This window comes from Pseudomonas sp. RAC1 (assembly GCF_030658255.1).
In the GTDB taxonomy this organism is placed as follows: Bacteria; Pseudomonadota; Gammaproteobacteria; order Pseudomonadales; family Pseudomonadaceae; genus Aquipseudomonas; species Aquipseudomonas boreofloridensis.
Genome location: NZ_JAUTXS020000014.1, coordinates 33,633 through 56,639, shown reverse-complemented (window position 1 = coordinate 56,639; position 23,007 = coordinate 33,633). Strand labels below are relative to the sequence as shown.

Here is a 23,007-nt window from a genome sequence, read left to right as displayed (position 1 = left end):
CCGGCCGGCAGCGGTTTCGCCCGCGTTCGCCGGGCCAGCCCGCTCCTGCGCGCGCGCTCAGCGCAGGCCGCGTTGCAGTTCGTCGAGGTCGCGAATGTACTTGAATACCTTGCGCGCTGCGGCGGGCGGCTTGTTCCGTGCTTTTTCGTGCTGAGCATGGCGAATCAGCGAGCGCAGGTGCTGGCGATCGGTTTCGGGGAATTCGCTGACGAAACGCTCAAGGTCTTCGTCGTTGCCCTCGATCAGCCGGTCGCGCCAGCGTTCCAGGCCATGGAAGCGTTCGTTGTACTGGCGTGTGGAGCTGTCGATCTGTTCCAGCAGCGCCTGGATGGCGTCCACATCCTGCACGCGCATCAGCTTGCCGACGAACGACATGTGGCGTTTGCGAGCGCCATGGGCGGTGTGCCGGGAGGCTTCCTCCAGGGCCTTGCGCAGCTCGTCGGTGAGCGGCAGGCGCGCGAGGGTGTCGGGCTTGAGCGTGGTGAGGCGCTCGCCGAGTTCGACCAGTGCATGCAGCTCGCGCTTGATCTGGGTCTTGCTTTTTTCGCCGTCGAAGGCGTCGTCGTATGAATCAACCATGGTGGCAGTCCGCAGGAAATCGCCGCCATGATAACCAGTCGGGGGCCGCTTTGTCCGGCCCGGTCGCACAACGACCCTCGCCGAACGCAGAATTTGAGTGGAGAACACCATGAGTGCAGTCCAGAGCATAGGCCCCAAGGACCTGCCGGCGTTGCAGGAGCAGGTCGAAGCGATCGTCGCCGAAGCACGACGCCAGGGCGCCAGCGCCTGCGAGGTGGCGGTTTCGCTGGAGCAGGGTCTGTCGACCAGTGTGCGCCAGCGCGAAGTGGAAACGGTCGAATTCAACCGCGACCAGGGCTTCGGCATTACCCTCTATGTCGGTCAGCGCAAGGGCTCGGCGAGCACCTCGGCCAGCGGCGCCGAGGCCATCCGCGAGACCGTGGCCGCTGCCCTGGCGATCGCCAAGCACACGTCCGAAGATGAGTGCTCGGGCCTTGCCGATGCGGCCTTGATGGCACGTGAGCTACCTGATCTGGACCTCTACCACGATTGGAATATCGAGCCGGAACGGGCCATCGAGATGGCCCTGGAGTGCGAGGCGGCGGCCTTCGATGCCGACCCGCGTATCCTCAACGCCGATGGCACCACCCTCAATACCCACCAGGGTGTGCGCGTGTACGGCAATAGCCATGGCTTCGTGGGTGGTTACGCCTCGACCCGGCACAGCCTGAGTTGCGTGATGATCGCCGAGGGCGAAGGGCAGATGCAGCGTGATTACTGGTACGACGTCAGCCGCCAAGGCCCACTGCTCGACGATCCACGAAACATTGGTCGGCGTGCGGCACAGCGGGCCGCCAGCCGACTGGGCGCGCGTCCGGTGCCTACCTGCGAAGTGCCCGTGCTGTTCGCCGCAGAGCTGGCCGGTGGACTGTTCGGCAGCTTTCTTTCGGCTATCTCCGGCGGCAGTTTGTATCGGAAGTCGTCCTTCCTCGAGGGCACGCTCGGTCAGCAATTGTTCCCCACCTGGCTGACGCTGGACGAGCGCCCGCATATTCCACGGGCGCTGGGCAGCGCCGCGTTCGATGGCGACGGGCTGGCGACCTATGCCAAACCGTTCGTCGATAAAGGTGAGCTGGTGTCGTACATCCTCGGCACCTACTCCGGTCGCAAGCTGAAACTGCCGAGCACCGCCAATGCCGGGGGCGTGCACAACCTGTTCGTGACCCATGGTTCGGAAGACCAGGCTGCGTTGATCCGACGCATGGGCCGTGGTCTGCTGGTGACCGAACTGATGGGGCACGGGTTGAACATGGTCACCGGTGACTATTCCCGCGGTGCGGCGGGTTACTGGGTGGAGAACGGCGAAATTCAGTTCCCTGTACAGGAGGTGACCATCGCCGGAAACATGAAGGACATGTTCCAGCAAATTGTTGCCATCGGTGGCGATCTTGAGACCAGAAGCAACATTCACACGGGTTCCGTGCTGATCGAGCGCATGACCGTCGCGGGCAGTTGACTGTCTGAAATGAAGCGATGATGTACAAAACCCGGACGAAGCGCCGGGTTTTTTATGTACGCTTTCGAGCTTGAAGTGATTCTATTTATCAATTAATAATGAATATCATTACACGGCAACTCCGGCGATGATGTTCATGAAAACCGTTCTCCACGAACTGCCCTACCTGGAAAACTGGCGCTGGCTCAGCCGGCGCATTCGTTGCGCGCTCGATCCCGACGAGCCGCGTCTGGTCGAACACTACCTCGCCGAGGGGCGCTACCTGGTGTGCTGCACCGACACCTCGGCCTGGACCGTGGCCCTGACTTCCCTGCGCCTTCTGCTCGATACCGCTTGCGACCGCATGCTGCCGTGGCACTGGCGCTGCCACTGCCTGGACCAGGCGTGGCGTCCGTTGCTCGACCTGCGCAATCTCGATCGCCGCGACGGCAACCAGCGTTGGCAGCCCTATGCCCTGCAGTTGGCCAATTGTGTGCTGCTGCCTTCGATTTCTCCCGATGAACTGATGCAAGGATTCGATGATGAGTGATACCCGTATCGAGCGTGACAGCATGGGCGAGTTGCAGGTCCCGACCCAGGCCCTGTATGGCGCGCAGACCCAGCGTGCGGTCGATAACTTTCCGGTCAGCGGCCAGCGCATGCCGCTGCAGTTCATCCGCGCCTTGCTGCTGGCCAAGGCGGCGGCTGCGAAGGCCAACATCGAACTGGGCCAATTGAGCGCGCAGCAGGGCGGGGCGATCGTCCGCGCGGTGGAGCAACTGTTGGGTGAAGACTTCATCCAGCACTTCCCGGTCGACGTTTTCCAGACCGGGTCCGGCACCAGTTCCAACATGAATGCCAACGAGGTGATCGCTACGCTCGCCAGTCGCGTGCTGGGCGATCAGGTCAATGCAAACGACCATGTCAACTGCGGGCAGAGCAGCAATGACATCATCCCCACCACGATCCATGTCAGTGCGGCCTTGGCCCTGCATGAGCAACTGCTGCCGGCGTTGACGCATCTGGTGCAAGTGCTCGAGAAAAAATCGCTGGAGGTGCATCGCTTCGTCAAGACGGGCCGCACTCACCTGATGGACGCCATGCCGGTGCGCATGAGTCAGGTGCTCGACGGCTGGGCCGCGCAGATCAAGGGCGCACAGGCGCACCTGCACGCCAGCCTGCCCGCGCTGCAAGCGCTGGCTCAGGGCGGCACCGCCGTCGGCACCGGAATCAACGCCCATCCACAGTTCGCAGCCGGTTTTGCCCGTGAATTGAGCGCGTTGACCGGCATCCCGTTCACGCCAGGCGAAAACCTGTTCGCGCTGATCGGCTCTCAGGACACGGCCGTTGCGCTGTCCGGGCAGCTCAAGACCACCGCCGTGGCGCTGATGAAGATCGCCAACGATCTGCGCTGGATGAACTCTGGCCCTCTGGCCGGGCTTGGCGAGATCGAACTGGAAGGCCTGCAACCGGGCTCCTCGATCATGCCCGGTAAGGTCAATCCGGTGATTCCCGAGGCCACCGCCATGGTCGCCGCGCAGGTGATAGGCAATGACGCCACCATCGCCATCGCGGGTCAGTCGGGCAACTTCGAGCTCAACGTGATGCTGCCGGTGATCGCCCGCAACCTGTTCGAGAGCATTGAACTGATGGCCAACGTCAGTCGATTGCTGGCGGACAAAGCCATCGCCAGCTTCAAGGTCAACGAGCCCAAGCTCAAGGAGGCCCTGTCGCGCAACCCGATCCTGGTCACGGCCTTGAATCCGATCATCGGCTATCTGAAGGCGGCCGACATCGCCAAGACTGCCTACAAGCAGGGACGACCGATCGTCGATGTGGCCCTGGAGTACACCGATCTGTCACGCGATCAACTGGAGGCCTTGCTGGATCCGGAGAAGCTCACTGCGGGCGGTATCTGACTCGCGTTCTTCATCAGGAGACACGTCATGCAACACTGGAAACGCACCACGGACATCGCCAATCGGCTGTTCGCACAGGGCGAGCTGATAGACGCCCGAGAGCACTACCTGCAAGCGCTGGCCCTGGCGCAGGTGCTGTTCGAGCGCTGGCATGACGTCGATCAGGCGGTGGCGGCATTCGTCATCGCTCATCACAACCTGGCCGACCTGCACGTACGTCTGAACCAACCCCATGAAAGCGCCGACTACCTGTGTGCGGCGCATCAGCGCTTGCTCCAGGCCAGTCAGGAGCAGCGTCTGCCCGCAGCGCTGCGAGAGGCCGCGCTGCGGCACAGTGGGCGCACTTACACCGAGCTGCTGAATTTCATCGGCGAATACGGCCAATACCCCCGCACCGAGCGCCTGCTCCACCGCCAAGCTGCCGAAGCGAGCGAGCTGACGGCTCGACCAGACACCTTCTCCCGTCCATCTGTCTACGGAATCCACTGATATGCCCCACACCTTGCCTGCCTTGCCCTACGCCTACGATGCCCTGGAGCCGCACATCGACGCCCAGACCATGGAGATCCACCACAGCAAGCACCACCAGACCTACATCAACAATCTCAATGTTGCTCTTGAAGGCACCGAGTGGGCCGACTGGCCGGTGGAGCGTTTGGTCGGGGCGGTCAAGCAACTGCCCGAGAAGCTGCAAGGCGCGGTGATCAACCAGGGCGGGGGGCATGCCAACCACAGCCTGTTCTGGACCGTGATGTCGCCGCAGGGCGGCGGTCAGCCATCAGGGCAGGTGGCGCAGGCCATCGAGCGCGAACTGGGTGGTTTCGATGCCTTCAAGGAGGCGTTCACCAAGGCCGCGTTGACGCGCTTCGGCAGCGGCTGGGCCTGGCTCAGCGTCGCGCCGGACAAGCGTCTGGTGGTGGAAAGCAGCGGCAATCAGGACAGCCCGCTGATGCACGGCAATACGCCAATCCTGGGGCTGGATGTGTGGGAGCATGCCTATTACCTGAAGTACCAGAACCGCCGACCGGAGTACATTGGCGCCTTCTATAACGTCATCGACTGGGCGGACGTGGAACGTCGTTATCTCGAAGCCCTCAAGTGAGTCGATCCGCGATGCGCACTGACGTGATGTCTGTCGGGAGTGTGCGCCTGTTCCGCATGGCGCTTGGGACCTTGCTGCTCTTGGCCGGCACTGCGCTGCTGGTGGCACGAGGCATCGCCTGGTTGGAACTGGAGCCACGGATGTTGCGTGCGCTACAGGGCGGTGCCTTGTGCGCCTTGGGCACGGCATTGGGCGCGGTGCCGGTCCTGGTGATCCGCAAGATGCCGGTGGCCATCGCTGATACGTTGCTGGGTTTCGGTGCTGGGGTGATGCTGGCTGCGACGGCGTTTTCGCTGATCATGCCTGGCCTGGAAGCCGCGCGGGCCATCGGTTTCGATCCCTTGGGCGCCGGGGCGCTGGTCAGTGCCGGCTTGCTTGCCGGGGCCCTGTGCCTGTTCCTGATCGAACTGCGTATCGCTCGGGTTTCGCCCGAGTCCCTGGCAGGGCAGGGGCATCAGCCAGTGATCGCGGCGCGGGTCTGGTTGTTCGTGGCCGCCATCGTCGCCCACAACATTCCTGAAGGCATGGCGATAGGCGTCTCCGCTGGCGGAGGCATGCCCGATGCCGACAGCCTGGCGATGGGCATCGCTTTGCAGGATGTGCCGGAGGGACTGGTCATTGCGCTGGTCTTGGCGGGCGCTGGCATGCACCGGTTCAAGGCATTCTTGATCGGTGCGGCGTCAGGGCTGGTGGAGCCGGTGGCGGCGCTGATCTGCGCCTGGCTGGTCAATGTCGCACAGTTGCTGCTGCCGCTTGGGCTGGCCTGTGCGGCAGGGGCGATGTTACTGGTCGTGACTCAGGAAATCATTCCGGAGTCGCGCAGCAATGGTCATCACCGATTGGCCAGCCTGGGCCTGTGTATCGGCTTCTGCCTGATGATGGTGATGGATACGGCGATGTCCTGAGCCTGGTTTGCGCCAGGCTTGGGTTCATTCGCCCTCGTCGAAATAGTTGTTGATCAGCGCCACCAAGGCTTGCAGGGCTTCTTCGTCCTGCTCTCCCTCGGTGTGCAGGTGCACCGGGGTGCCCTTGCCGGCTGCCAGCATCATCACTGCCATGATGCTTTTTCCGTCCACCAGCTTGTCTGGGGCGCGCCCGACACGTACCTGACAGGGAAACTTCCCGGCCACGCCGACGAACTTGGCTGCCGCGCGGGCATGCAGGCCCAGCTTGTTGATGATGGTGATTTCGCGGGCCGGCATTGTCGGGTGGATCCTGTATTAGAGGTCGCGATGGCGAACCTGGACGTTTTTCAGGGTGCGCTGTAGCAATTGCCCCAGCCGCTCGGTGATGTACACCGAACGATGATGTCCGCCGGTGCAGCCGATGGCGATGGTCACGTAGGCGCGGTTGCTGGCCGCAAAACGCGGTAGCCATTTGAGCAGGTAGCTGGAGATGTCTTGGTACATCTCCTCGACATCTGGCTGGGCCGCCAGGTAATCGATGACCGGCTGCTCGAGCCCAGAATGCTCACGCAACTCGGGCTTCCAGTATGGATTGGGCAGGCAGCGTACGTCGAACACCAGGTCCGCGTCCACTGGCATGCCACGTTTGAAACCGAAGGATTCGACGAGGAATGCGGTGCCGGGTTCGGGCTGGTTGAGTAGGCGCAGCTTGATCGAATCACGCAGTTGATAAAGGTTCAGACTGGTAGTGTCGATCTTGAGGTCGGCGAGGTCGGCGATCGGCCCGAGCAGTTCGGTCTCGACGCGAATCGCTTCGGCGAGTGAACGGTTGGCGTTGGTCAGGGGGTGGCGCCGGCGGGTTTCCGAGAAGCGCTTGAGCAGCGTATCTTCGTCGGCATCGAGGTAGACCACGTCGCACTGGATGTGTCGCGCGCGGGCATCCTCGAGTAACTCGGGGAAACGGGACAGATGGCTGGGCAGGTTTCGCGCGTCGATTGAGACGGCGACTTTGGGCTGCGACAGCTCGGTGTTGATCAGTGCGCTTTCGGCCAGTTGTGGCAGCAACCCGGCGGGCAGGTTGTCGATGCAGTAGTAACCGTTGTCTTCCAACACATCGAGCGCGGTGCTCTTGCCGGAGCCGGATCGGCCGCTGACGATGATCAGGCGCATGTTCAGAGCTCGTTCTGGACGTTCAAGACGACCTGATAAAGCGCTTCGTTGCTGTCGGCGGCACGCAGACGGTCACGAACATCTTTGCGGTCGAGCATGCTGGCGATCTGGCGCAGCAATTCGAGATGCGCGTCAGTGGCAGCTTCTGGTACCAGTAGCACGAAAAGCAGGTCGACCGGCGCTCCGTCGATCGCGTCATAGTCGATGGGCGCATCCAGATGCAGCAACGCGCTTACGGGAGCGCTGCAACCTTTCAGGCGGCAGTGGGGAATGGCAATGCCGTTGCCGAACCCAGTGGAGCCCAGCTTCTCGCGGGCAAGAAGCTTCTCGAAGACGTCCTGCATCTTCAGCTCGGGTACTTGCTGGGCAATCAGGTTGGCGACCTTTTCCAGGGCGCTCTTCTTACTGCCGCCCGGCACGTTCACCAAGGAACGGCCGGGGGTCAGGATGGATTCAAGTCGGGTCATGGATGAGGGGTATCAGCGTGCGGCTGCACCTTGCAGCAGGCTTTGCTGTTTTTCCTTGTGTTTTTTCAATTGGCGGTCGAGCTTGTCGGCCAGGGCGTCGATGGCTGCATACATGTCTTCGTGTTCTGCGTTGGCAACCACTTCACCGCCCGGAATCTGCAGGGTGGCTTCGACCTTCTGCTGCAGCTTCTCGACTTTCAGGATGACCTGCACGTTGGTGATCTTGTCGAAGTGACCCTCCACCCGGGCAAGTTTATCGAGTACATAGTCGCGCAGGGGCTCGGTGACTTCTACATGGTGTCCACTGATGTTGACTTGCATACAGCTTCTCCTTTTGTTGCCGTGCATGTAAGAGGCAGGTGTTGCACCTGCCACTGAAACGCCGTGGCACATCCGGGCTTTACATCAGTCGCTTGCGTTCGCTGGAAGGTGCAATGCCGAGCGACTCGCGGTACTTGGCGACCGTGCGACGGGCTACCTGAATGCCTTGTGCCTCCAGTAAACCAGCGATCTTGCTGTCACTCAATGGCTTTTTCTGATTTTCCGCAGCAACCAGTTTCTTGATGATCGCGCGGATTGCCGTGGACGAGCATTCGCCGCCTTCGGCAGTGCTGACGTGGCTGGAGAAAAAGTATTTCAACTCATAGATGCCGCGCGGCGTATGCATGTACTTCTGCGTAGTGACCCGCGAAATGGTCGACTCATGCATACCGACCGCTTCGGCGATATCGTGCAGTACCAGCGGCTTCATGGCCTCGTCGCCATAGTCGAGGAAACCGCGCTGGTGCTCGACGATCTGCGTGGCCACTTTCATCAGCGTCTCGTTGCGACTCTGCAGGCTCTTGATGAACCACCGGGCCTCTTGTAACTGGTTGCGCATGAAGGTGTTGTCGGCACTGGTATCCGCACGACGCACGAAGCCGGCGTACTGCGGGTTCACCCGCAACCGCGGCACCGCTTCCTGATTCAGCTCGACCAGCCAGCGATCGCTGTCCTTGCGCACGATGACGTCGGGAACGACATACTCCGGCTCGCTGGACTCGATCTGCGAGCCTGGACGTGGATTGAGGCTCTGGACCAGCTCGATGACCTGGCGCAGCTCGTCTTCCTTGAGCTTCATGCGGCGCATCAGTTGGCTGTAGTCGCGGCTGCCGAGCAGGTCGATGTAGTCGCTGACCAAGCGCTGCGCTTCGGCCATCCACGGCGTGCCGGCGGGTAGTTGGCGCAGTTGCAGCAGCAAGCATTCGCCGAGTGTGCGGGCACCGATGCCGGCAGGTTCGAACTGCTGGATGCGATGCAGAACCGCTTCGACCTCATCCAGCTCGATGTCGAGCTCAGGATCGAAACCGGCGCAGATCTCCTCAAGGCTGTCTTCGAGATAGCCCTGGGCGTTGATGCTGTCGATCAGGGTGACGGCGATCAGTCGGTCGGTGTCCGACATCGGGGCCAGGTTGAGTTGCCACAGCAGGTGGCTTTGCAGACTCTCGCCTACGGACGTGCGGGTCGTGAAGTCCCATTCGTCGTCATCGTTGCTCGGCAGGCTGCTGGCGCTGGTCTGGTAGATGTCTTCCCAGGCCGTGTCTACTGGCAGTTCGTTGGGAATGCGTTCGCTCCACTCGCCTTCGTCGGTGGACTCGGCATTGCCACTGCTTTCCTGAAAACTGCTGTCCTGGGCTTCGGCGACTGGTTTACTCTCGCCGTTTTCTGCCATCGGGTCGCTGTTGTCGAAGTCGTCGCCCTCTTCCTGGCGTTCGAGCATCGGATTGGATTCCAGTGCTTCCTGGATTTCCTGCTGGAGGTCCAGGGTGGAAAGCTGGAGCAGACGAATGGCCTGTTGCAACTGAGGGGTCATCGTCAGTTGCTGGCCCATTTTTAGGACGAGCGATGGTTTCATGGCTGGGGCTTAATACCTTGTTCGCCGGCGCGCATGCGCCATCCACTACAGGGCGCCGGAGCGCCAAATCTTAAGCAAGTTATATGCCTGAAATTGTAGCGTTTGCCTAGAGCGCTGTAACACTTAAGCCCGTTTCAACAGGTTTTAACAGCGCTCCAGGCCGTTGCCTGGCTGTCAGAGGCGGAACTCATGACCCAGGTAAACTTCCTTGACCAACTGGTTGGCCAGGATGGTCTCGGCGTCGCCCTCAGCGATCAGTTGACCGTCGTTGACGATGTAGGCGGTCTCGCAGATGTCGAGCGTTTCACGCACGTTGTGATCGGTGATCAGGACGCCAATGCCTTTGGCCTTGAGGTGGTGGATGATCTGCTTGATGTCACCCACTGAAATCGGGTCGACGCCGGCAAAGGGTTCGTCCAGCAGGATGAACTTCGGCGAAGTGGCCAGGGCGCGGGCAATCTCGACCCGGCGTCGTTCGCCGCCGGACAGGCTCATGCCCAGGTTGTCGCGAATGTGGCTGATGTGGAATTCCTGCAGCAGGCTTTCCAGCTCCTTGCGACGACCGTCGCGGTCGATGTCCTTGCGGGTCTCGAGGATGGCCATGATGTTGTCGGCCACCGACAGCTTGCGGAAGATCGAGGCTTCCTGCGGCAGGTAGCCGATGCCTGCCTGCGCACGACCATGCATGGGCTGGTGGCTGACATCAAGGCTGTCGATGAGCACGCGGCCCTGGTCGGCCTGCACCAGGCCCACGATCATGTAGAAGCAGGTGGTCTTGCCGGCGCCGTTGGGGCCGAGCAGGCCGACGATCTGGCCACTGTCGATGGACAGGCTGACATCGCGTACGACCTGGCGGCCCTTGTAGCTCTTGGCCAGGTGCTGAGCTTTGAGGGTTGCCATCTGTTATTCGGCCTTTTTCTTCGGTTGGATGACCATGTCGATGCGCTGACGAGGTTGGGTCACCTTGCCACCACGACCGGCGGTTGCCACCTGAGTCTTGGTGTTGTAGACGATTTTCTCGCCTTCGGTGGTGTTGCCTTCGTTCTCGACCTTGGCGCGGTCGGTGAGGATTACCATGTCCTTCTGCGCCTGGTACTGGATGGTCACTGCCCAGCCTTTCATCTTGTCGGGCTTGGCGGCCGATTGCTGTTGCTCGAAGTAGGCCAGGTTACCCACCGAAGTCACCACGTCGATATCGCCGGAGGGCGCACGGGTCATGGTCACGGTGTTGCCTTTGATCACCATCGAGCCCTGGGTGATGATGACATCGCCGGTGTAGGTGGCCACGCCCTGCTTGTCGTCCAGGTGCGCGTTGTCAGCCTGGATGCGGATCGGCTGATCACGGTCGTTCGGCAGGGCCAAGGCGCTCGCGCTTCCCAGTGCTGCGCTCAGGCTGAGCAAAAGGGGGAGGGTTTTAACGAGCCTCATACTGTCCTCTTACGTTGGACAGCAGGTCCATCCTGCCGTCTTCCAAGTACGCTTTCATTCCTACGCCCGTGGTCGTGCCACCGGCGCCGTCGATTCTAACGGCTTGATCGGTCTGCGCATATTGCTTCTGCGGGAACACCGTCATGCGGCTGCTGGTAATCAGGGTGTCACGCTGCTTCTCGTCGGTGCGGGCAATACGTACGTTGTCGATCAGTTCGACTTCGCTGCCGTCCGGATTGACCTCGGCGCGCACGCTCTGGACATGCCAGGGGTAAGCGGTGCCGCGGAAAATATGCATGTCTGGCGTGGTCACCAGCGTGATTTCGCTGGCTTTGAGGTGTTCGACCTTGTCGGCGGTCATTTCGTACTGCAGCTTGCCATCGGGCAAGAACTGAACGCTGTGTGCGTTGATCGCATAGTAGTCGATGGCGCTCTCGTCGACCTGGGCCGCAGGCTCGTCGAGGAAGCTCTCCGGACTGATGTTCCAGTAGCCGACTGCGACCAGAACGGCGGCGATGGCCGTCAACAGCACGGCATTGCGAATTTTCTTGCTGAACATGGCGTGGCCTACAGGTAATGGGCGTTGGCAGCGTCCAGGGTGCCCTGGGCCTGCATGATCAGTTCACAGAACTCGCGGGCGGCGCCTTCGCCGCCGCGGGCCTGGGTGACGCCGTGGGCATGTTCGCGCACGAAGGCTGCGGCGTTGGCCACGGCGATCCCCAGGCCAACCCGGCGAATCACCGGCAGGTCGGGAAGGTCGTCGCCCAGGTACGCCACTTGGTCGTGGCGCAGGCCCAGTTCGGCGAGCAGGCCATCGAGCACCACCAGTTTGTCCTCGCGCCCCTGGAACAGGTGCGGGATGCCGAGATTGCGGGCGCGACGCTCGACCACCGGAGTTTTGCGTCCACTGATGATAGCGGTGGTGACGCCAGAAGCCATGAGCATCTTGATGCCGTGGCCATCCAGGGTGTTGAAGGTCTTGAACTCGCTACCGTCTTCCAGGAAATACAGGCGGCCGTCGGTCAGCACGCCATCGACATCGAAAACGGCCAGCTTGACGGCTTTGGCCCGTTGCATCAGGTCTTGGTTCATTTCACATCACTCCAGCACGCAGCAGGTCGTGCATGTTCAGCGCGCCGGTCGGGCGATCCTGATCGTCGACCACCACCAGCGCGCTGATCTTGTGGTCTTCCATGATCTTGAGGGCCTCGGCGGCGAGCATTTCGGCGCGGGCGGTCTTGCCATGGACAGTCATCACTTCGTCGATCAGCGTGCGATGCACGTCGATGTTGCGATCCAGGCTGCGGCGCAGGTCACCGTCGGTGAAGACGCCGGCCAGCCGGCCGTCGGCCTCCATCACCACCGTCATGCCCAGGCCCTTGCGCGACATTTCCAGCAGCGCGTCCTTGAGCAGGGTGCCCCGTTGTACCTGCGGCAATTCGTCACCGGCATGCATGACGTGCTCGACCTTGAGCAGCAAGCGACGTCCCAGTGCCCCCCCCGGATGGGAGAAGGCGAAATCCTCGGCGGTGAAGCCGCGGGCCTCGAGCAAGGCAATGGCCAGCGCGTCGCCCAGCACCAGGGCCGCGGTGGTTGACGACGTCGGGGCCAGGTTCAACGGGCAGGCTTCCTGGGCGACGCTGGCGTCCAGATTCACTTCGGCGGCCTGGGCCAGCGGCGAGTCCACCTTGCCAGTCAGGCTGATCAGGCAGATGCCCAGACGCTTGATCAACGGCAGCAAGGTCACGATTTCGGCAGTACTGCCGGAATTGGACAGGGCCAGGATGATGTCGTCGCGGGTGATCATGCCCATGTCGCCGTGGCTGGCCTCGGCCGGGTGCACGAAGAACGAGGGTGTCCCGGTACTGGCCAGCGTGGCGGCGATCTTGTTGCCGATATGGCCGGACTTGCCCATGCCGACCACCACGACGCGCCCCTTGCTGCCCAGAATCAGCTCGCAAGCCTTGACGAAGTTGTCGTCGATACGCGCCCGCAGGCCTTGTACGGCCTCGAGTTCCAGGCTCAGGGTACGCTGGGCGGAGTGGATCAGCTCGCTGGATTGGCTCATGTCGAAAAAGCAATGCCTGATAAAAAGGCGCCGATTATAGCGACAATGTGAGAAACCCTCACCTTCGAGTTGTCGTAGGAACACGCGCCGGTTGCTGTATGGCGTCTGAACGACCCTGGGAAAGTACCTTGGGGAGCCTTGTACGCAGTGCTATAGTTCGCCGCTGTTTGGCCCGCCGGGATGCACGTGTCTTCCTCATGAGGAGCGGCGTCCATGTTGACGAGGCCACCTAGCAAGGAGTCTAGATGAGTTCGGATAGCGCCTACGCGGTCGAGTTGAAGGGTGTGACCTTCAAACGCGGTTCGCGCAGCATTTTCAACAACGTCGATATCCGTATCCCCCATGGCAAGGTCACCGGCATCATGGGGCCTTCCGGGTGCGGCAAGACCACGCTGTTGCGCCTGATGGGCGCGCAGTTGCGTCCTTCCAGCGGCGAGGTCTGGGTCGCCGGTCAGAACCTGCCTGCGCTGTCGCGCAGCGATCTGTTCGATGCCCGCAAGCAGATGGGCGTATTGTTCCAGAGCGGTGCGTTGTTCACCGATCTGGACGTCTTCGAGAACGTGGCATTCCCCCTGCGGGTACACACCGAACTGCCCGACGAGATGATCCGCGACATCGTGCTGATGAAGCTGCAGGCCGTGGGCCTGCGCGGCGCCATCGACCTGATGCCCGACGAGCTTTCCGGCGGCATGAAGCGCCGCGTCGCGCTGGCCCGTGCCATCGCGCTCGATCCGCAGATACTGATGTACGACGAACCTTTCGTCGGTCAGGACCCCATCGCCATGGGCGTCCTGGTACGACTGATCCGCCTGCTCAACGATGCCTTGGGTATCACCAGTATCGTGGTGTCCCACGACTTGGCCGAGACGGCGAGCATCGCCGACTATCTCTATGTCGTGGGTGACGGTCAGGTGCTGGGGCAGGGCACGCCCGACGAACTGATGGGCTCGGACAACCCGCGCATTCGTCAATTCATGAAGGGCGATCCGGACGGGCCGGTACCCTTTCATTTCTCCGCGCCAGACTACCGCGCCGACCTGCTGGGAGCGCGTTGATGCGCAGAAAATCCATACTCGAACGCATTCGCCTGTTCGGTCGCGCGGCTATCGACGTGCTGGCCGTGCTCGGGCGTTCCTGCCTGTTCCTCTTCCACGCCCTGGCCGGGCGTGGCGGTATCGGCGGCGGCTTCCAACTGCTCACCCGGCAGTTGTACTCGGTCGGTGTGCTGTCGTTGGCGATCATCGTCGTTTCCGGCATGTTCATCGGCATGGTGCTGGCTCTGCAGGGCTACAGCATTCTCACCAAGTACGGCTCGGAACAGGCCGTGGGCCAGATGGTCGCGCTTACGCTGCTGCGTGAACTGGGTCCGGTCGTCACCGCGTTGCTGTTCGCCGGCCGTGCAGGCTCCGCGCTCACTGCCGAAATCGGCAACATGAAGTCGACCGAGCAGCTCTCCAGCCTGGAGATGATCGGCGTCGATCCGCTCAAGTACATCGTGGCGCCGCGTCTGTGGGCCGGCTTCATCTCGTTGCCGTTGCTGGCCCTGATCTTCAGTGTGGTCGGTATCTGGGGTGGCTCCTGGGTGGCCGTCGACTGGCTGGGCGTCTACGAAGGCTCGTTCTGGGCCAACATGCAGAACAGCGTGTCGTTCAGCGACGACGTGATCAACGGGCTGATCAAGAGCCTGGTGTTCGCCTTCGTCGTCACCTGGATTGCCGTATTCCAAGGGTATGACTGCGAACCCACCTCAGAAGGGATCAGCCGTGCCACCACCAGGACCGTGGTCTATGCCTCGCTGGCCGTCCTGGGTCTGGACTTTATTCTGACCGCCTTGATGTTTGGAGATTTCTGATGCAAAACCGCACCCTGGAAATCGGTGTCGGCCTGTTCCTCCTGGCCGGGATCCTGGCGCTGTTGCTGCTGGCCCTGCGCGTCAGCGGGCTGTCGGCCAGCCCGAGCACCGACACCTATAAAGTTTATGCCTACTTCGACAATATCGCCGGTTTGACTGTCAGAGCGAAGGTGACCATGGCCGGTGTGACCATTGGCAAGGTCACCGCCATCGATCTGGATCGCGACTCCTTCACCGGTCGGGTCACGCTGCAGTTGGACAAGTCGGTCAATAACCTGCCGACCGATTCCACGGCGTCGATCCTGACCGCTGGGTTGCTCGGCGAGAAATACATCGGTATCAGCGTGGGCGGCGAGGAAGCTGTGCTCAAAGAGGGCAGCACGATTCACGACACCCAGTCGGCCCTGGTGCTTGAAGATCTGATTGGCAAGTTCCTGCTCAACTCCGTTGGCAAGGAACCCAAAGAAGCCCAACCAGCTAATTGAGGAATTTCCATGATTTCGATCCTGCGACGTGGTCTGCTGGTGTTGCTGGCGACTCTCCCTTTGATGGCCTTGGCGGCTCCCGGGCAGTCCCCGCGCGATGTGGTGCAAAGCACCACGAATGAGCTGCTGTCCGACCTAAAGGCCAACAAGGCACAGTACCGATCCAACCCCACGGCGTTTTATGAGGCGCTCAACCGCATCCTTGGTCCTGTGGTCGATGCCGACGGCATCTCCAGAAGCATCATGACGGTCAAGTACTCGCGCAGGGCATCGCCTGAGCAAATGCAGCGCTTCCAGGATAACTTCCGTCGCAGCCTGTTCCAGTTCTACGGCAATGCGCTGCTCGATTACGACAATCAGGGCATTACCGTCGATCCGGGCAGTTCCGTTAAAGATAATCGCGCAACGGTCGGCATGAAGGTTTCCGGCAACAACGGGGCTATCTATCCGGTGTCCTACACCTTGGAAAACCTGGGTGGCGAGTGGAAGGTGCGTAACGTCATCGTCAACGGTATCAATATCGGCAAACTGTTCCGTGACCAGTTCGCCGATGCCATGAATCGCAACCGCAACGACTTGGACAAGACCATCGACGGTTGGGCTGGCGAAGTGGCCAAGGCCAAGGAAACTGCCGACAACTCGCCCGAGAAGGCAGTCAAATGAGCGAGTCCGGGGTAAGCATGGCCGAGCCGGGCGTGCTGAGCCTGGCCGGCGTGCTGGACTATCGCAGCGGGCCCGTCTTGCGCAAACAGGGCAAGGCGCTGATCGCCGCCAGCCGTGAGCCGCGGCTGGTGCTCGATTGCGCGGCGGTGAGCAAATCCAGTAGCGTGGGGCTGTCTTTGCTGCTGGCGTTCATCCGTGATGGGCAAGGCGTCGGCAAGGCGTGCGAAGTCCGGAACATGCCCGCTGATATGCGGGAAATCGCCGAGGTCTATGGTCTCGACGAGGTATTGGCGGGCTGATAGCCCGCCTCGCCGAAAACGCCCCTCGGTCAGCGCGTCCAGCTATTGGGCTTCGCAGGCGAGGGGCTTTTTTGTATGATGGCCGACCCGCGCGCACTGGGCGCCGATTGAGGTTGAGCATGCAGGCCGTAGAAGTTAAGAGCTTCCTTGAAGAAAAACTGCCGGGAACCCGGGTCGAAGTTGAGGGCGAAGGCTGCAACTTCCAGTTGAACGTGATCAGCGACGAGCTGGCCGGCCAGAGCCCGGTCAAGCGCCAGCAGGCGATCTATGCTCACCTGAATCCGTGGATCGCCGACGGCAGCATCCATGCGGTAACCATGAAATTTTTCAGCAGCGCAGCCTGGGCTGAGCGCACCTGAGCCAACAGTTGGCGGCGAGATTGAAATGGACAAACTGATTATCACGGGTGGCGCACGTCTCGACGGCGAAATCCGCATTTCCGGGGCCAAGAACGCGGCACTGCCGATTCTTTCGGCGACACTGCTGGCCGATGGCCCGGTTACCGTCGGCAACCTGCCGCACCTGCACGACATCACCACCATGATCGAGCTGTTCGGGCGCATGGGCATCGAGCCTGTGATCGACGAAAAGCTGGCCGTGGAAATCGACCCGCGCACCATCAAGACCCTGGTCGCGCCGTATGAGCTGGTCAAGACCATGCGCGCCTCGATCCTGGTGCTCGGCCCGATGGTCGCTCGCTTCGGTGAGGCTGAAGTGGCCCTGCCAGGCGGTTGCGCCATTGGTTCGCGTCCGGTCGACCTGCACATCCGTGGCCTGGAAGCCATGGGCGCGAAGATCGAGGTCGAAGGCGGCTACATCAAAGCCAAGGCGCCTGAAGGCGGCCTGCGCGGTGCGCACTTCTTCTTCGATACCGTCAGTGTGACCGGTACCGAGAACATCATGATGGCCGCAGCGCTGGCCAAGGGTCGCAGCGTGCTGCAGAACGCGGCGCGCGAGCCTGAGGTGGTCGACCTGGCCAACTTCCTGATCGCCATGGGCGCCAAGATCCAGGGCGCGGGCACCGACACCATCACCATCGATGGCGTCGAGCGCCTGCACTCGGCCACGTACCGGGTGATGCCCGACCGTATCGAGACCGGCACCTACCTGGTCGCCGCCGCCGTCACCGGTGGTCGGGTCAAGGTCAAGGACACCGATCCGACCATCCTCGAAGCGGTCCTGGAGAAACTCAAGGAAGCCGGCGCCGAGATCACCACCGGCGAAGACTGGATCGAGCTGGACATGCACGGCAAGCGGCCCAAGGCCGTCAACCTGCGTACCGCCCCGTACCCGGCGTTCCCCACCGACATGCAGGCGCAGTTCATTTCTCTGAACGCCATCGCCGAAGGCACCGGTGCCGTGATCGAGACCATCTTCGAAAACCGCTTCATGCACGTGTACGAGATGCACCGCATGGGCGCGCAGATTCAGGTCGAAGGTAACACCGCCATCGTCACCGGCGTCACTGCGCTCAAGGGTGCTCCGGTCATGGCCACCGACCTGCGCGCCTCGGCCAGCCTGGTGCTGTCTGCGCTGGTGGCTGAAGGCGATACCTTGATCGATCGCATCTACCACATCGACCGTGGCTACGAGTGCATCGAAGAAAAACTGCAGATGCTGGGCGCGAAGATCCGTCGCGTACCGGGTTAATCCGGCCTCTGCCTGTGATCGGCACAAGGACGTGCCAGCCGAATCGAACGCGGTCGGGTCCAGGACCCGGCCGGCCGTAGCTGCTTAAGGACCGACGTTGCAATGTTGACCATCGCGCTTTCCAAGGGCCGTATTCTCGACGATACCCTGCCGTTGCTGGCCGAGGCCGGTATCGTGCCGACCGAGAATCCGGACAAGAGCCGCAAGCTGATCATCCCCACCACGCAGGACGACGTGCGCCTGCTGATCGTGCGCGCCACCGATGTGCCGACCTATGTCGAGCACGGCGCTGCCGACCTGGGCGTGGCTGGCAAGGACGTGCTGATGGAATACGGCGGCCAGGGGCTCTACGAGCCGCTGGACCTGCAGATCGCCCAATGCAAGCTGATGACCGCCGGTGTGGTGGGTGCGCCGGAGCCCAAGGGGCGTCTGCGCGTAGCCACCAAGTTCGTCAATGTCGCCAAGCGTTACTACGCCGAGCAGGGCCGTCAGGTCGACATCATCAAGCTGTACGGCTCCATGGAACTGGCACCGCTGATCAACCTCGCCGACAAGATCATCGACGTGGTGGACACCGGCAACACCCTGCGCGCCAACGGTCTCGAACCCCAGGAACTGATCGCCACCATCAGCTCGCGACTGGTGGTGAACAAGGCCTCCATGAAGATGCAGCACGCCCGCATCCAGACCCTCATCGACACCTTGCGCAAGGCTGTCGAGTCGCGACACCGCGGTTGACCTCTGCGCGCGACCTTCGCTGTCGCGCCCGTCGATCCGCGTCATTGCCACTTTTCTCGGGTGCCCGCGCGGATCGACTGGTAGCCTAGGGCGCCTGAGCATTCGCCACTAAAACGAGGCCCTCGTCATGACGCTGTCCACTGCAATCGCCCGTCTCAATGCTGCCGATCCGGATTTCGCACGCCATCTGGATCATCTGCTGAGCTGGGAGAGCGTGTCCGACGACGCGGTCAATCAGCGGGTGCTCGACATCATCAAGGCCGTGCGTGAGCGAGGCGACGCCGCGCTGGTGGAGTTCACCCAGCGCTTCGATGGCGTTCAGGCCAGCAGCATCGCTGACCTGATCCTCGACCGCGAGCGCCTGGAACTGGCGCTCACGCGCATCACTCCAGCGCAGCGCGAGGCGTTGGAAACCGCCGCCAATCGGGTACGTAGCTACCACGAGCGGCAGAAACAGGACTCCTGGCAATACACCGAGGCCGATGGCACGGTGCTGGGCCAGAAAGTCACTCCGCTGGACCGCGCCGGGCTGTACGTGCCGGGCGGCAAGGCGTCCTACCCTTCGTCGGTACTGATGAACGCCATTCCCGCCAAGGTTGCCGGGGTTGGCGAAGTGGTCATGGTGGTGCCGACGCCACGGGGCGAGCTGAACGAACTGGTGCTGGCCGCGGCCTGCATCGCCGGGGTCGATCGGGTGTTCACCGTTGGCGGTGCACAGGCAGTCGCAGCGTTGGCCTACGGCACCGAAAGCGTCCCGCAGGTGGACAAGATCGTCGGCCCGGGCAACATCTACGTGGCCACTGCCAAGCGCCATGTGTTCGGTCAGGTCGGCATCGATATGATCGCTGGCCCTTCGGAGATCCTCGTGGTCTGCGATGGTCAGACCGATCCGGACTGGATCGCCATGGACCTGTTCTCCCAGGCCGAGCACGACGAAGATGCCCAGGCGATCCTGGTCAGCCCGGATGCCGATTTCCTCGACCGCGTCGCCGCCAGCATCGAAAAACTGCTGCCGACCATGGAGCGCGCCGACATCATCGAGAAATCGATCAATGGTCGGGGTGCGCTGATCCAGGTGCGCGACATGCAGCAGGCCATCGAGGTGGCCAATCGCATCGCGCCCGAACACCTGGAGCTTTCGGTGGCCGACCCGCAGGCCTGGCTGGGGCAGATCCGCCATGCCGGAGCGATCTTCATGGGACGTCACACCAGCGAAGCGCTGGGCGACTACTGCGCTGGCCCCAATCACGTGTTGCCTACCTCCGGCACGGCGCGATTCTCCTCACCGCTGGGCGTCTACGACTTCCAGAAGCGCTCCTCGATCATTTTCTGCTCCGAGCAGGGTGCCTCGCAGTTGGGGCATACCGCATCCGTACTGGCCCGTGGCGAGTCGTTGACCGCCCACGCGCGCAGCGCCGAATTCCGTATTCTCGACAACAAGGGGAACTGAACATGAGTCGATTCTGGAGCCCCTTCGTCAAGGATCTGGTGCCCTATGTCCCAGGCGAGCAACCCAAGCTCGCGCGGTTGGTGAAGCTCAACACCAATGAAAACCCCTACGGCCCATCGCCCAAGGCTTTGCAGGCCATGCGCGAGCAGTTGAACGATGACCTGCGCCTGTACCCGGACCCCAACGGTGATCGGCTCAAGCAGGCAGTCGCTGAGTACTATGGCGTCAGCACGCAGCAGGTGTTCGTCGGCAATGGCTCGGACGAGGTGCTGGCACACATCTTCCACGGACTGTTCCAGCACCCGGGGCCGCTGCTGTTCCCGGACATCAGCTACAGCTTCTATCCGGTGTACTGCGGTCTGTACGGCATTGCGTACCAAGCCGTGGCGCTGGACGAGGCGTTCCAGATCCGCATCGAGGACTATCAGCGTCCCAATGCCGGCATCATCTTCCCTAATCCCAACGCACCGACGGGTTGTCTGCTGCCATTGCAGGCCATCGAGCAACTGCTGCAGGCCAATCGCGACTCGGTGGTGGTGGTGGACGAAGCCTATATCGACTTCGGCGGCGAGACGGCGATCAGCCTGGTCGCGCGCTACGACAACCTGCTGGTGACCCAGACCTTGTCCAAGTCGCGTTCGCTGGCTGGGCTGCGGGTCGGTCTTGCTGTCGGACACCCAGACCTGATCGAGGCCCTGGAGCGGATCAAGAACAGCTTCAACTCCTACCCGCTGGACCGCATGGCCATTGCCGGCGCGGCCGCAGCGTTCGAGGACGAGGCCTATTTCGCACAGACTTGCCAAAAGGTCATCGACAGCCGCGAGGCACTGGTCGAGCAACTGACCGCGCGCGGCTTCGAGGTGCTGCCCTCGGCGGCCAACTTCATCTTCGCTCGCCATCGGCAACAGGACGCTGCACAACTGGCGGCGCGTCTACGTGAACACGGGGTGATCGTGCGTCACTTCAAGCAGACCCGCATCGACCAGTTCCTGCGCATCACCATCGGCACGCCGGAGATGAACCAGGCGCTGCTCGACGCGTTGCCCGCTTGAAGCGGGTTAACGGGGCCGAGCCCGAACAGCACGAAGCCGACGAGTGGCTGATCGATGCCGAGGCCGATGACGAGCAGGTCCAGCAGCAGCCGGTGACGCTGCAGCGCCCCTGGTTGCTGTTACTGGGCCTGGTGCTGGTCGCTCTGAACCTGCGCCCGGCGCTGTCGAGCATGGCGCCGGTGCTGGGGCAGGTGTCCGATGGCCTGGGCTTGAGCGCTTCGGCGGCAGGTCTGCTGACCACCCTGCCCGTGTTGTGCCTGGGGCTTTTCGCGCCGTTGGCACCCGTGCTGGCGCGGCGCCTGGGCAGCGAACGGGTGATTCTCGGCATTCTGCTGATGCTGGCCCTGGGTATCGTGGTGCGCAGTGCGTTGGGTGTCGCTGGGGTCTTCATCGGCAGTCTCATCGCCGGTGCCAGTATCGGCATCATCGGCGTGTTGCTGCCAGGCATCGTCAAACGGGATTTCCCCGCCCATGCCGGCACGCTGACTGGGGTCTACACCATGGCCTTGTGCCTGGGCGCGGCCATGGCGGCGGGCAGTACCGTGCCGCTCAGTCATGTCTTCGACGACCGTTGGGCGCTGGGCCTGGGCTTCTGGGCCGTGCCTGCGCTGCTGGCGATGCTGGTGTGGATGCCGCAGGCTCGCCAGGGGCACGGCGCCCATAAGGTCGCCTACCGGGTACGGGGCCTCTGGCGCGATCCGCTGGCCTGGCAGGTGACCTTGTACATGGGCCTGCAGTCGTCGCTGGCCTACATCGTGTTCGGCTGGTTGCCCTCCATCCTCATCGGCCGTGGCCTGAGCCCGACCGAAGCAGGGCTGGTGCTGTCCGGATCGGTGCTGGTGCAGCTGATCAGCTCGCTCAGCGCCCCGTGGCTGGCCACCCGAGGCAAGGATCAGCGGCTGGCGATCGTGCTGGTCATGCTGATTACCCTGTGCGGCTTGTTCGGCTGTCTGTACGCCCCGGTTTCCGGGCTCTGGGGCTGGGCCGTGTTGTTGGGGCTGGGGCAGGGCGGCACCTTTGCCTTGGCCTTGACCCTGATCGTATTGCGTTCGAAGGACGCCCACGTCGCCGCCAACCTGTCGAGCATGGCTCAAGGCGTGGGCTACACCCTGGCATCGATGGGGCCGTTCGCCGTTGGCCTGGTGCACGACCTGACCGGCGGCTGGGCTGCGGTGGGCTGGATCTTCGGCGTGCTGGGCCTGGGCGCTATCGTCTTCGGGCTGGGTGCCGGGCGGGCCCTGCATGTGCAGGTGGTCAGCGAGCGTGTGCAGCGCTGAACGCCCGCTCATTGGCTTGTTCACCGCACTGATGGGCATGGCGCCCGCAGGTTGCGCGGATTATCGTGCAGCCTTCAATCCCTTTCTCGGATCTGCCCCATGAGCGACGCCAACAGCGCCTTGATCACCCGTTTCTACCAGGCCTTCCAGCGCTTGGACGCCGAGGCCATGGTGGCCTGCTACAGCGACGACATCGTCTTCAGCGATCCGGCCTTCGGTACCCTGAGGGGCAAGGATGCAGGCGATATGTGGCGAATGTTGATCAGCCGCGCCAAGGACTTCTCACTGACCTTCGACCATGTGCGCGCCGACACGCACGGCGGCAGCGCGCATTGGGTCGCCACCTATGTGTTTGGCCAGACCGGCCGCACGGTGGTCAACGATATCCAGGCCTGCTTCGTGATTCGCGACGGCTTGATCTGCCAGCATGACGACAGCTTCGATGTGTGGCGCTGGTCGCGTCAGGCACTGGGTACGCCAGGCCTGCTGTTGGGCTGGAGTCAGATGCTGCGCAACAAGGTGCGTCAGCAGGCGTTGAATGGCCTGCGCGCGTTCCAGGCGCGCTGAGGCGCAG

General features: G+C 62.4%; 29 protein-coding genes. 18 read left to right on the top strand and 11 right to left on the bottom strand.

The genetic code is table 11. The features are described 5' to 3' along the window. Window positions 1-57: 57 nt before the first annotated feature. Window positions 58-579 carry a ribosome biogenesis factor YjgA gene (gene yjgA / locus Q7C30_RS02880; RefSeq protein WP_317870614.1) on the bottom strand — a complete coding sequence of 174 codons (522 nt, stop codon included), beginning with the start codon at window positions 577-579 and terminating at the stop codon, window positions 58-60. Window positions 580-688: 109 nt separating this feature from the next. On the opposite strand from yjgA, the gene pmbA reads away from it, so the two are divergent. From pmbA to Q7C30_RS02850, 6 genes are all read left to right on the top strand, one after another. Next, window positions 689-2,035, top strand: a complete 1,347-nt coding sequence (pmbA, locus tag Q7C30_RS02875; RefSeq protein ID WP_317870613.1) for a metalloprotease PmbA — start codon at window positions 689-691, stop codon at window positions 2,033-2,035. Window positions 2,036-2,162: 127 nt separating this feature from the next. Then, window positions 2,163-2,564, top strand: coding sequence for a FagA protein (locus Q7C30_RS02870; RefSeq protein WP_295484359.1), 402 nt, complete (start codon window positions 2,163-2,165; stop codon window positions 2,562-2,564). After that, window positions 2,557-3,933, top strand: a complete 1,377-nt coding sequence (locus Q7C30_RS02865; protein WP_317870611.1) for a class II fumarate hydratase — start codon at window positions 2,557-2,559, stop codon at window positions 3,931-3,933. The genes Q7C30_RS02870 and Q7C30_RS02865 overlap by 8 nt, the downstream gene beginning before the upstream one ends. Window positions 3,934-3,960: 27 nt before the next feature. Then, on the top strand, window positions 3,961-4,422 hold the full coding sequence (locus Q7C30_RS02860) for a hypothetical protein (protein WP_317870610.1): 462 nt from the start codon (window positions 3,961-3,963) through the stop codon (window positions 4,420-4,422). 1 nt (window position 4,423) lies between these two features. Beyond that, window positions 4,424-5,035, top strand: coding sequence for a superoxide dismutase (locus Q7C30_RS02855; RefSeq protein WP_317870609.1), 612 nt, complete (start codon window positions 4,424-4,426; stop codon window positions 5,033-5,035). A gap of 11 nt (window positions 5,036-5,046) precedes the next feature. Next, window positions 5,047-5,940 carry a ZIP family metal transporter gene (locus tag Q7C30_RS02850; RefSeq protein WP_317870607.1) on the top strand — a complete coding sequence of 298 codons (894 nt, stop codon included), beginning with the start codon at window positions 5,047-5,049 and terminating at the stop codon, window positions 5,938-5,940. 24 nt (window positions 5,941-5,964) lie between these two features. Here the strand turns inward: Q7C30_RS02850 and Q7C30_RS02845 are convergent, their stop codons facing one another. From Q7C30_RS02845 to Q7C30_RS02800, 10 genes are all read right to left on the bottom strand, one after another. Next, window positions 5,965-6,237 carry an HPr family phosphocarrier protein gene (locus Q7C30_RS02845; RefSeq protein ID WP_029613605.1) on the bottom strand — a complete coding sequence of 91 codons (273 nt, stop codon included), beginning with the start codon at window positions 6,235-6,237 and terminating at the stop codon, window positions 5,965-5,967. A gap of 18 nt (window positions 6,238-6,255) precedes the next feature. Then, complete coding sequence (gene rapZ, locus Q7C30_RS02840) at window positions 6,256-7,110, bottom strand: RNase adapter RapZ (protein ID WP_029613604.1); 855 nt, start codon at window positions 7,108-7,110, stop codon at window positions 6,256-6,258. A 2-nt stretch (window positions 7,111-7,112) separates the two neighbouring features. Next, entirely contained in the window at window positions 7,113-7,577 is a 465-nt protein-coding gene (gene ptsN, locus Q7C30_RS02835) for a PTS IIA-like nitrogen regulatory protein PtsN (protein WP_039575609.1), read from the bottom strand. Window positions 7,578-7,589: 12 nt separating this feature from the next. Then, window positions 7,590-7,898 carry a ribosome-associated translation inhibitor RaiA gene (raiA, locus tag Q7C30_RS02830; RefSeq protein ID WP_029613602.1) on the bottom strand — a complete coding sequence of 103 codons (309 nt, stop codon included), beginning with the start codon at window positions 7,896-7,898 and terminating at the stop codon, window positions 7,590-7,592. A 79-nt stretch (window positions 7,899-7,977) separates the two neighbouring features. Then, complete coding sequence (locus Q7C30_RS02825; RefSeq protein ID WP_039575611.1) at window positions 7,978-9,471, bottom strand: RNA polymerase factor sigma-54; 1,494 nt, start codon at window positions 9,469-9,471, stop codon at window positions 7,978-7,980. A 174-nt stretch (window positions 9,472-9,645) separates the two neighbouring features. Continuing rightward, a complete protein-coding gene (gene lptB / locus Q7C30_RS02820) occupies window positions 9,646-10,371 on the bottom strand; it encodes an LPS export ABC transporter ATP-binding protein (RefSeq protein ID WP_029613601.1) in 726 nt (241 codons plus the stop codon). 3 nt (window positions 10,372-10,374) lie between these two features. Beyond that, on the bottom strand, window positions 10,375-10,899 hold the full coding sequence (gene lptA, locus Q7C30_RS02815) for a lipopolysaccharide transport periplasmic protein LptA (protein ID WP_029613600.1): 525 nt from the start codon (window positions 10,897-10,899) through the stop codon (window positions 10,375-10,377). Then, complete coding sequence (gene lptC / locus Q7C30_RS02810) at window positions 10,886-11,458, bottom strand: LPS export ABC transporter periplasmic protein LptC (RefSeq protein ID WP_317870604.1); 573 nt, start codon at window positions 11,456-11,458, stop codon at window positions 10,886-10,888. Before lptC ends, lptA begins: the two co-directional genes overlap by 14 nt. A gap of 8 nt (window positions 11,459-11,466) precedes the next feature. After that, window positions 11,467-11,991 (bottom strand): HAD family hydrolase, encoded by a 525-nt coding sequence (locus Q7C30_RS02805; protein WP_116887625.1) that lies wholly within the window; start codon window positions 11,989-11,991, stop codon window positions 11,467-11,469. Window position 11,992: 1 nt separating this feature from the next. Beyond that, window positions 11,993-12,967 carry a KpsF/GutQ family sugar-phosphate isomerase gene (locus tag Q7C30_RS02800; RefSeq protein ID WP_317870601.1) on the bottom strand — a complete coding sequence of 325 codons (975 nt, stop codon included), beginning with the start codon at window positions 12,965-12,967 and terminating at the stop codon, window positions 11,993-11,995. A 245-nt stretch (window positions 12,968-13,212) separates the two neighbouring features. Between Q7C30_RS02800 and Q7C30_RS02795 the strand changes: the two genes are divergently transcribed. From Q7C30_RS02795 to Q7C30_RS02740, 12 genes are all read left to right on the top strand, one after another. Next, on the top strand, window positions 13,213-14,022 hold the full coding sequence (locus Q7C30_RS02795; RefSeq protein ID WP_295484328.1) for an ATP-binding cassette domain-containing protein: 810 nt from the start codon (window positions 13,213-13,215) through the stop codon (window positions 14,020-14,022). Next, a complete protein-coding gene (gene mlaE, locus Q7C30_RS02790) occupies window positions 14,022-14,819 on the top strand; it encodes a lipid asymmetry maintenance ABC transporter permease subunit MlaE (protein WP_295484326.1) in 798 nt (265 codons plus the stop codon). Before Q7C30_RS02795 ends, mlaE begins: the two co-directional genes overlap by 1 nt. After that, a complete protein-coding gene (gene mlaD, locus Q7C30_RS02785; RefSeq protein WP_039575620.1) occupies window positions 14,819-15,304 on the top strand; it encodes an outer membrane lipid asymmetry maintenance protein MlaD in 486 nt (161 codons plus the stop codon). The genes mlaE and mlaD overlap by 1 nt, the downstream gene beginning before the upstream one ends. A 9-nt stretch (window positions 15,305-15,313) precedes the next feature. Continuing rightward, window positions 15,314-15,967 carry an ABC transporter substrate-binding protein gene (locus tag Q7C30_RS02780; protein WP_295484323.1) on the top strand — a complete coding sequence of 218 codons (654 nt, stop codon included), beginning with the start codon at window positions 15,314-15,316 and terminating at the stop codon, window positions 15,965-15,967. Continuing rightward, window positions 15,964-16,266 carry an STAS domain-containing protein gene (locus Q7C30_RS02775; protein WP_317870598.1) on the top strand — a complete coding sequence of 101 codons (303 nt, stop codon included), beginning with the start codon at window positions 15,964-15,966 and terminating at the stop codon, window positions 16,264-16,266. The genes Q7C30_RS02780 and Q7C30_RS02775 overlap by 4 nt, the downstream gene beginning before the upstream one ends. A 119-nt stretch (window positions 16,267-16,385) precedes the next feature. Next, entirely contained in the window at window positions 16,386-16,625 is a 240-nt protein-coding gene (locus tag Q7C30_RS02770) for a BolA family protein (protein WP_029613593.1), read from the top strand. A gap of 25 nt (window positions 16,626-16,650) precedes the next feature. Further along, window positions 16,651-17,916: a UDP-N-acetylglucosamine 1-carboxyvinyltransferase gene (gene murA / locus Q7C30_RS02765; protein WP_317870596.1), complete on the top strand. Its 1,266-nt coding sequence runs from the start codon at window positions 16,651-16,653 to the stop codon at window positions 17,914-17,916. Window positions 17,917-18,018: 102 nt separating this feature from the next. After that, entirely contained in the window at window positions 18,019-18,654 is a 636-nt protein-coding gene (hisG, locus tag Q7C30_RS02760) for an ATP phosphoribosyltransferase (protein ID WP_029613592.1), read from the top strand. Between the two features lie 127 nt (window positions 18,655-18,781). Then, on the top strand, window positions 18,782-20,104 hold the full coding sequence (gene hisD, locus Q7C30_RS02755; RefSeq protein WP_317870595.1) for a histidinol dehydrogenase: 1,323 nt from the start codon (window positions 18,782-18,784) through the stop codon (window positions 20,102-20,104). A 2-nt stretch (window positions 20,105-20,106) separates the two neighbouring features. Beyond that, a complete protein-coding gene (hisC, locus tag Q7C30_RS02750) occupies window positions 20,107-21,156 on the top strand; it encodes a histidinol-phosphate transaminase (protein WP_317870594.1) in 1,050 nt (349 codons plus the stop codon). Beyond that, on the top strand, window positions 21,153-22,433 hold the full coding sequence (locus Q7C30_RS02745) for an MFS transporter (RefSeq protein WP_039575633.1): 1,281 nt from the start codon (window positions 21,153-21,155) through the stop codon (window positions 22,431-22,433). The genes hisC and Q7C30_RS02745 overlap by 4 nt, the downstream gene beginning before the upstream one ends. 99 nt (window positions 22,434-22,532) lie before the next feature. Beyond that, entirely contained in the window at window positions 22,533-23,000 is a 468-nt protein-coding gene (locus tag Q7C30_RS02740; RefSeq protein WP_317870593.1) for a nuclear transport factor 2 family protein, read from the top strand. Window positions 23,001-23,007 lie beyond the last annotated feature (7 nt).

Bases quoted from the DNA above. Each gene is read 5' to 3' on its own strand.
- yjgA (WP_317870614.1), bottom strand. From the start codon at position 579: ATGGTTGATTCATACGACGACGCCTTCGACGGCGAAAAAAGCAAGACC.
- pmbA (WP_317870613.1), top strand. From the start codon at position 689: ATGAGTGCAGTCCAGAGCATAGGCCCCAAGGACCTGCCGGCGTTGCAG.
- Q7C30_RS02870 (WP_295484359.1), top strand. From the start codon at position 2,163: ATGATGTTCATGAAAACCGTTCTCCACGAACTGCCCTACCTGGAAAAC.
- Q7C30_RS02865 (WP_317870611.1), top strand. From the start codon at position 2,557: ATGAGTGATACCCGTATCGAGCGTGACAGCATGGGCGAGTTGCAGGTC.
- Q7C30_RS02860 (WP_317870610.1), top strand. From the start codon at position 3,961: ATGCAACACTGGAAACGCACCACGGACATCGCCAATCGGCTGTTCGCA.
- Q7C30_RS02855 (WP_317870609.1), top strand. From the start codon at position 4,424: ATGCCCCACACCTTGCCTGCCTTGCCCTACGCCTACGATGCCCTGGAG.
- Q7C30_RS02850 (WP_317870607.1), top strand. From the start codon at position 5,047: ATGCGCACTGACGTGATGTCTGTCGGGAGTGTGCGCCTGTTCCGCATG.
- Q7C30_RS02845 (WP_029613605.1), bottom strand. From the start codon at position 6,237: ATGCCGGCCCGCGAAATCACCATCATCAACAAGCTGGGCCTGCATGCC.
- rapZ (WP_029613604.1), bottom strand. From the start codon at position 7,110: ATGCGCCTGATCATCGTCAGCGGCCGATCCGGCTCCGGCAAGAGCACC.
- ptsN (WP_039575609.1), bottom strand. From the start codon at position 7,577: ATGACCCGACTTGAATCCATCCTGACCCCCGGCCGTTCCTTGGTGAAC.
- raiA (WP_029613602.1), bottom strand. From the start codon at position 7,898: ATGCAAGTCAACATCAGTGGACACCATGTAGAAGTCACCGAGCCCCTG.
- Q7C30_RS02825 (WP_039575611.1), bottom strand. From the start codon at position 9,471: ATGAAACCATCGCTCGTCCTAAAAATGGGCCAGCAACTGACGATGACC.
- lptB (WP_029613601.1), bottom strand. From the start codon at position 10,371: ATGGCAACCCTCAAAGCTCAGCACCTGGCCAAGAGCTACAAGGGCCGC.
- lptA (WP_029613600.1), bottom strand. From the start codon at position 10,899: ATGAGGCTCGTTAAAACCCTCCCCCTTTTGCTCAGCCTGAGCGCAGCA.
- lptC (WP_317870604.1), bottom strand. From the start codon at position 11,458: ATGTTCAGCAAGAAAATTCGCAATGCCGTGCTGTTGACGGCCATCGCC.
- Q7C30_RS02805 (WP_116887625.1), bottom strand. From the start codon at position 11,991: ATGAACCAAGACCTGATGCAACGGGCCAAAGCCGTCAAGCTGGCCGTT.
- Q7C30_RS02800 (WP_317870601.1), bottom strand. From the start codon at position 12,967: ATGAGCCAATCCAGCGAGCTGATCCACTCCGCCCAGCGTACCCTGAGC.
- Q7C30_RS02795 (WP_295484328.1), top strand. From the start codon at position 13,213: ATGAGTTCGGATAGCGCCTACGCGGTCGAGTTGAAGGGTGTGACCTTC.
- mlaE (WP_295484326.1), top strand. From the start codon at position 14,022: ATGCGCAGAAAATCCATACTCGAACGCATTCGCCTGTTCGGTCGCGCG.
- mlaD (WP_039575620.1), top strand. From the start codon at position 14,819: ATGCAAAACCGCACCCTGGAAATCGGTGTCGGCCTGTTCCTCCTGGCC.
- Q7C30_RS02780 (WP_295484323.1), top strand. From the start codon at position 15,314: ATGATTTCGATCCTGCGACGTGGTCTGCTGGTGTTGCTGGCGACTCTC.
- Q7C30_RS02775 (WP_317870598.1), top strand. From the start codon at position 15,964: ATGAGCGAGTCCGGGGTAAGCATGGCCGAGCCGGGCGTGCTGAGCCTG.
- Q7C30_RS02770 (WP_029613593.1), top strand. From the start codon at position 16,386: ATGCAGGCCGTAGAAGTTAAGAGCTTCCTTGAAGAAAAACTGCCGGGA.
- murA (WP_317870596.1), top strand. From the start codon at position 16,651: ATGGACAAACTGATTATCACGGGTGGCGCACGTCTCGACGGCGAAATC.
- hisG (WP_029613592.1), top strand. From the start codon at position 18,019: ATGTTGACCATCGCGCTTTCCAAGGGCCGTATTCTCGACGATACCCTG.
- hisD (WP_317870595.1), top strand. From the start codon at position 18,782: ATGACGCTGTCCACTGCAATCGCCCGTCTCAATGCTGCCGATCCGGAT.
- hisC (WP_317870594.1), top strand. From the start codon at position 20,107: ATGAGTCGATTCTGGAGCCCCTTCGTCAAGGATCTGGTGCCCTATGTC.
- Q7C30_RS02740 (WP_317870593.1), top strand. From the start codon at position 22,533: ATGAGCGACGCCAACAGCGCCTTGATCACCCGTTTCTACCAGGCCTTC.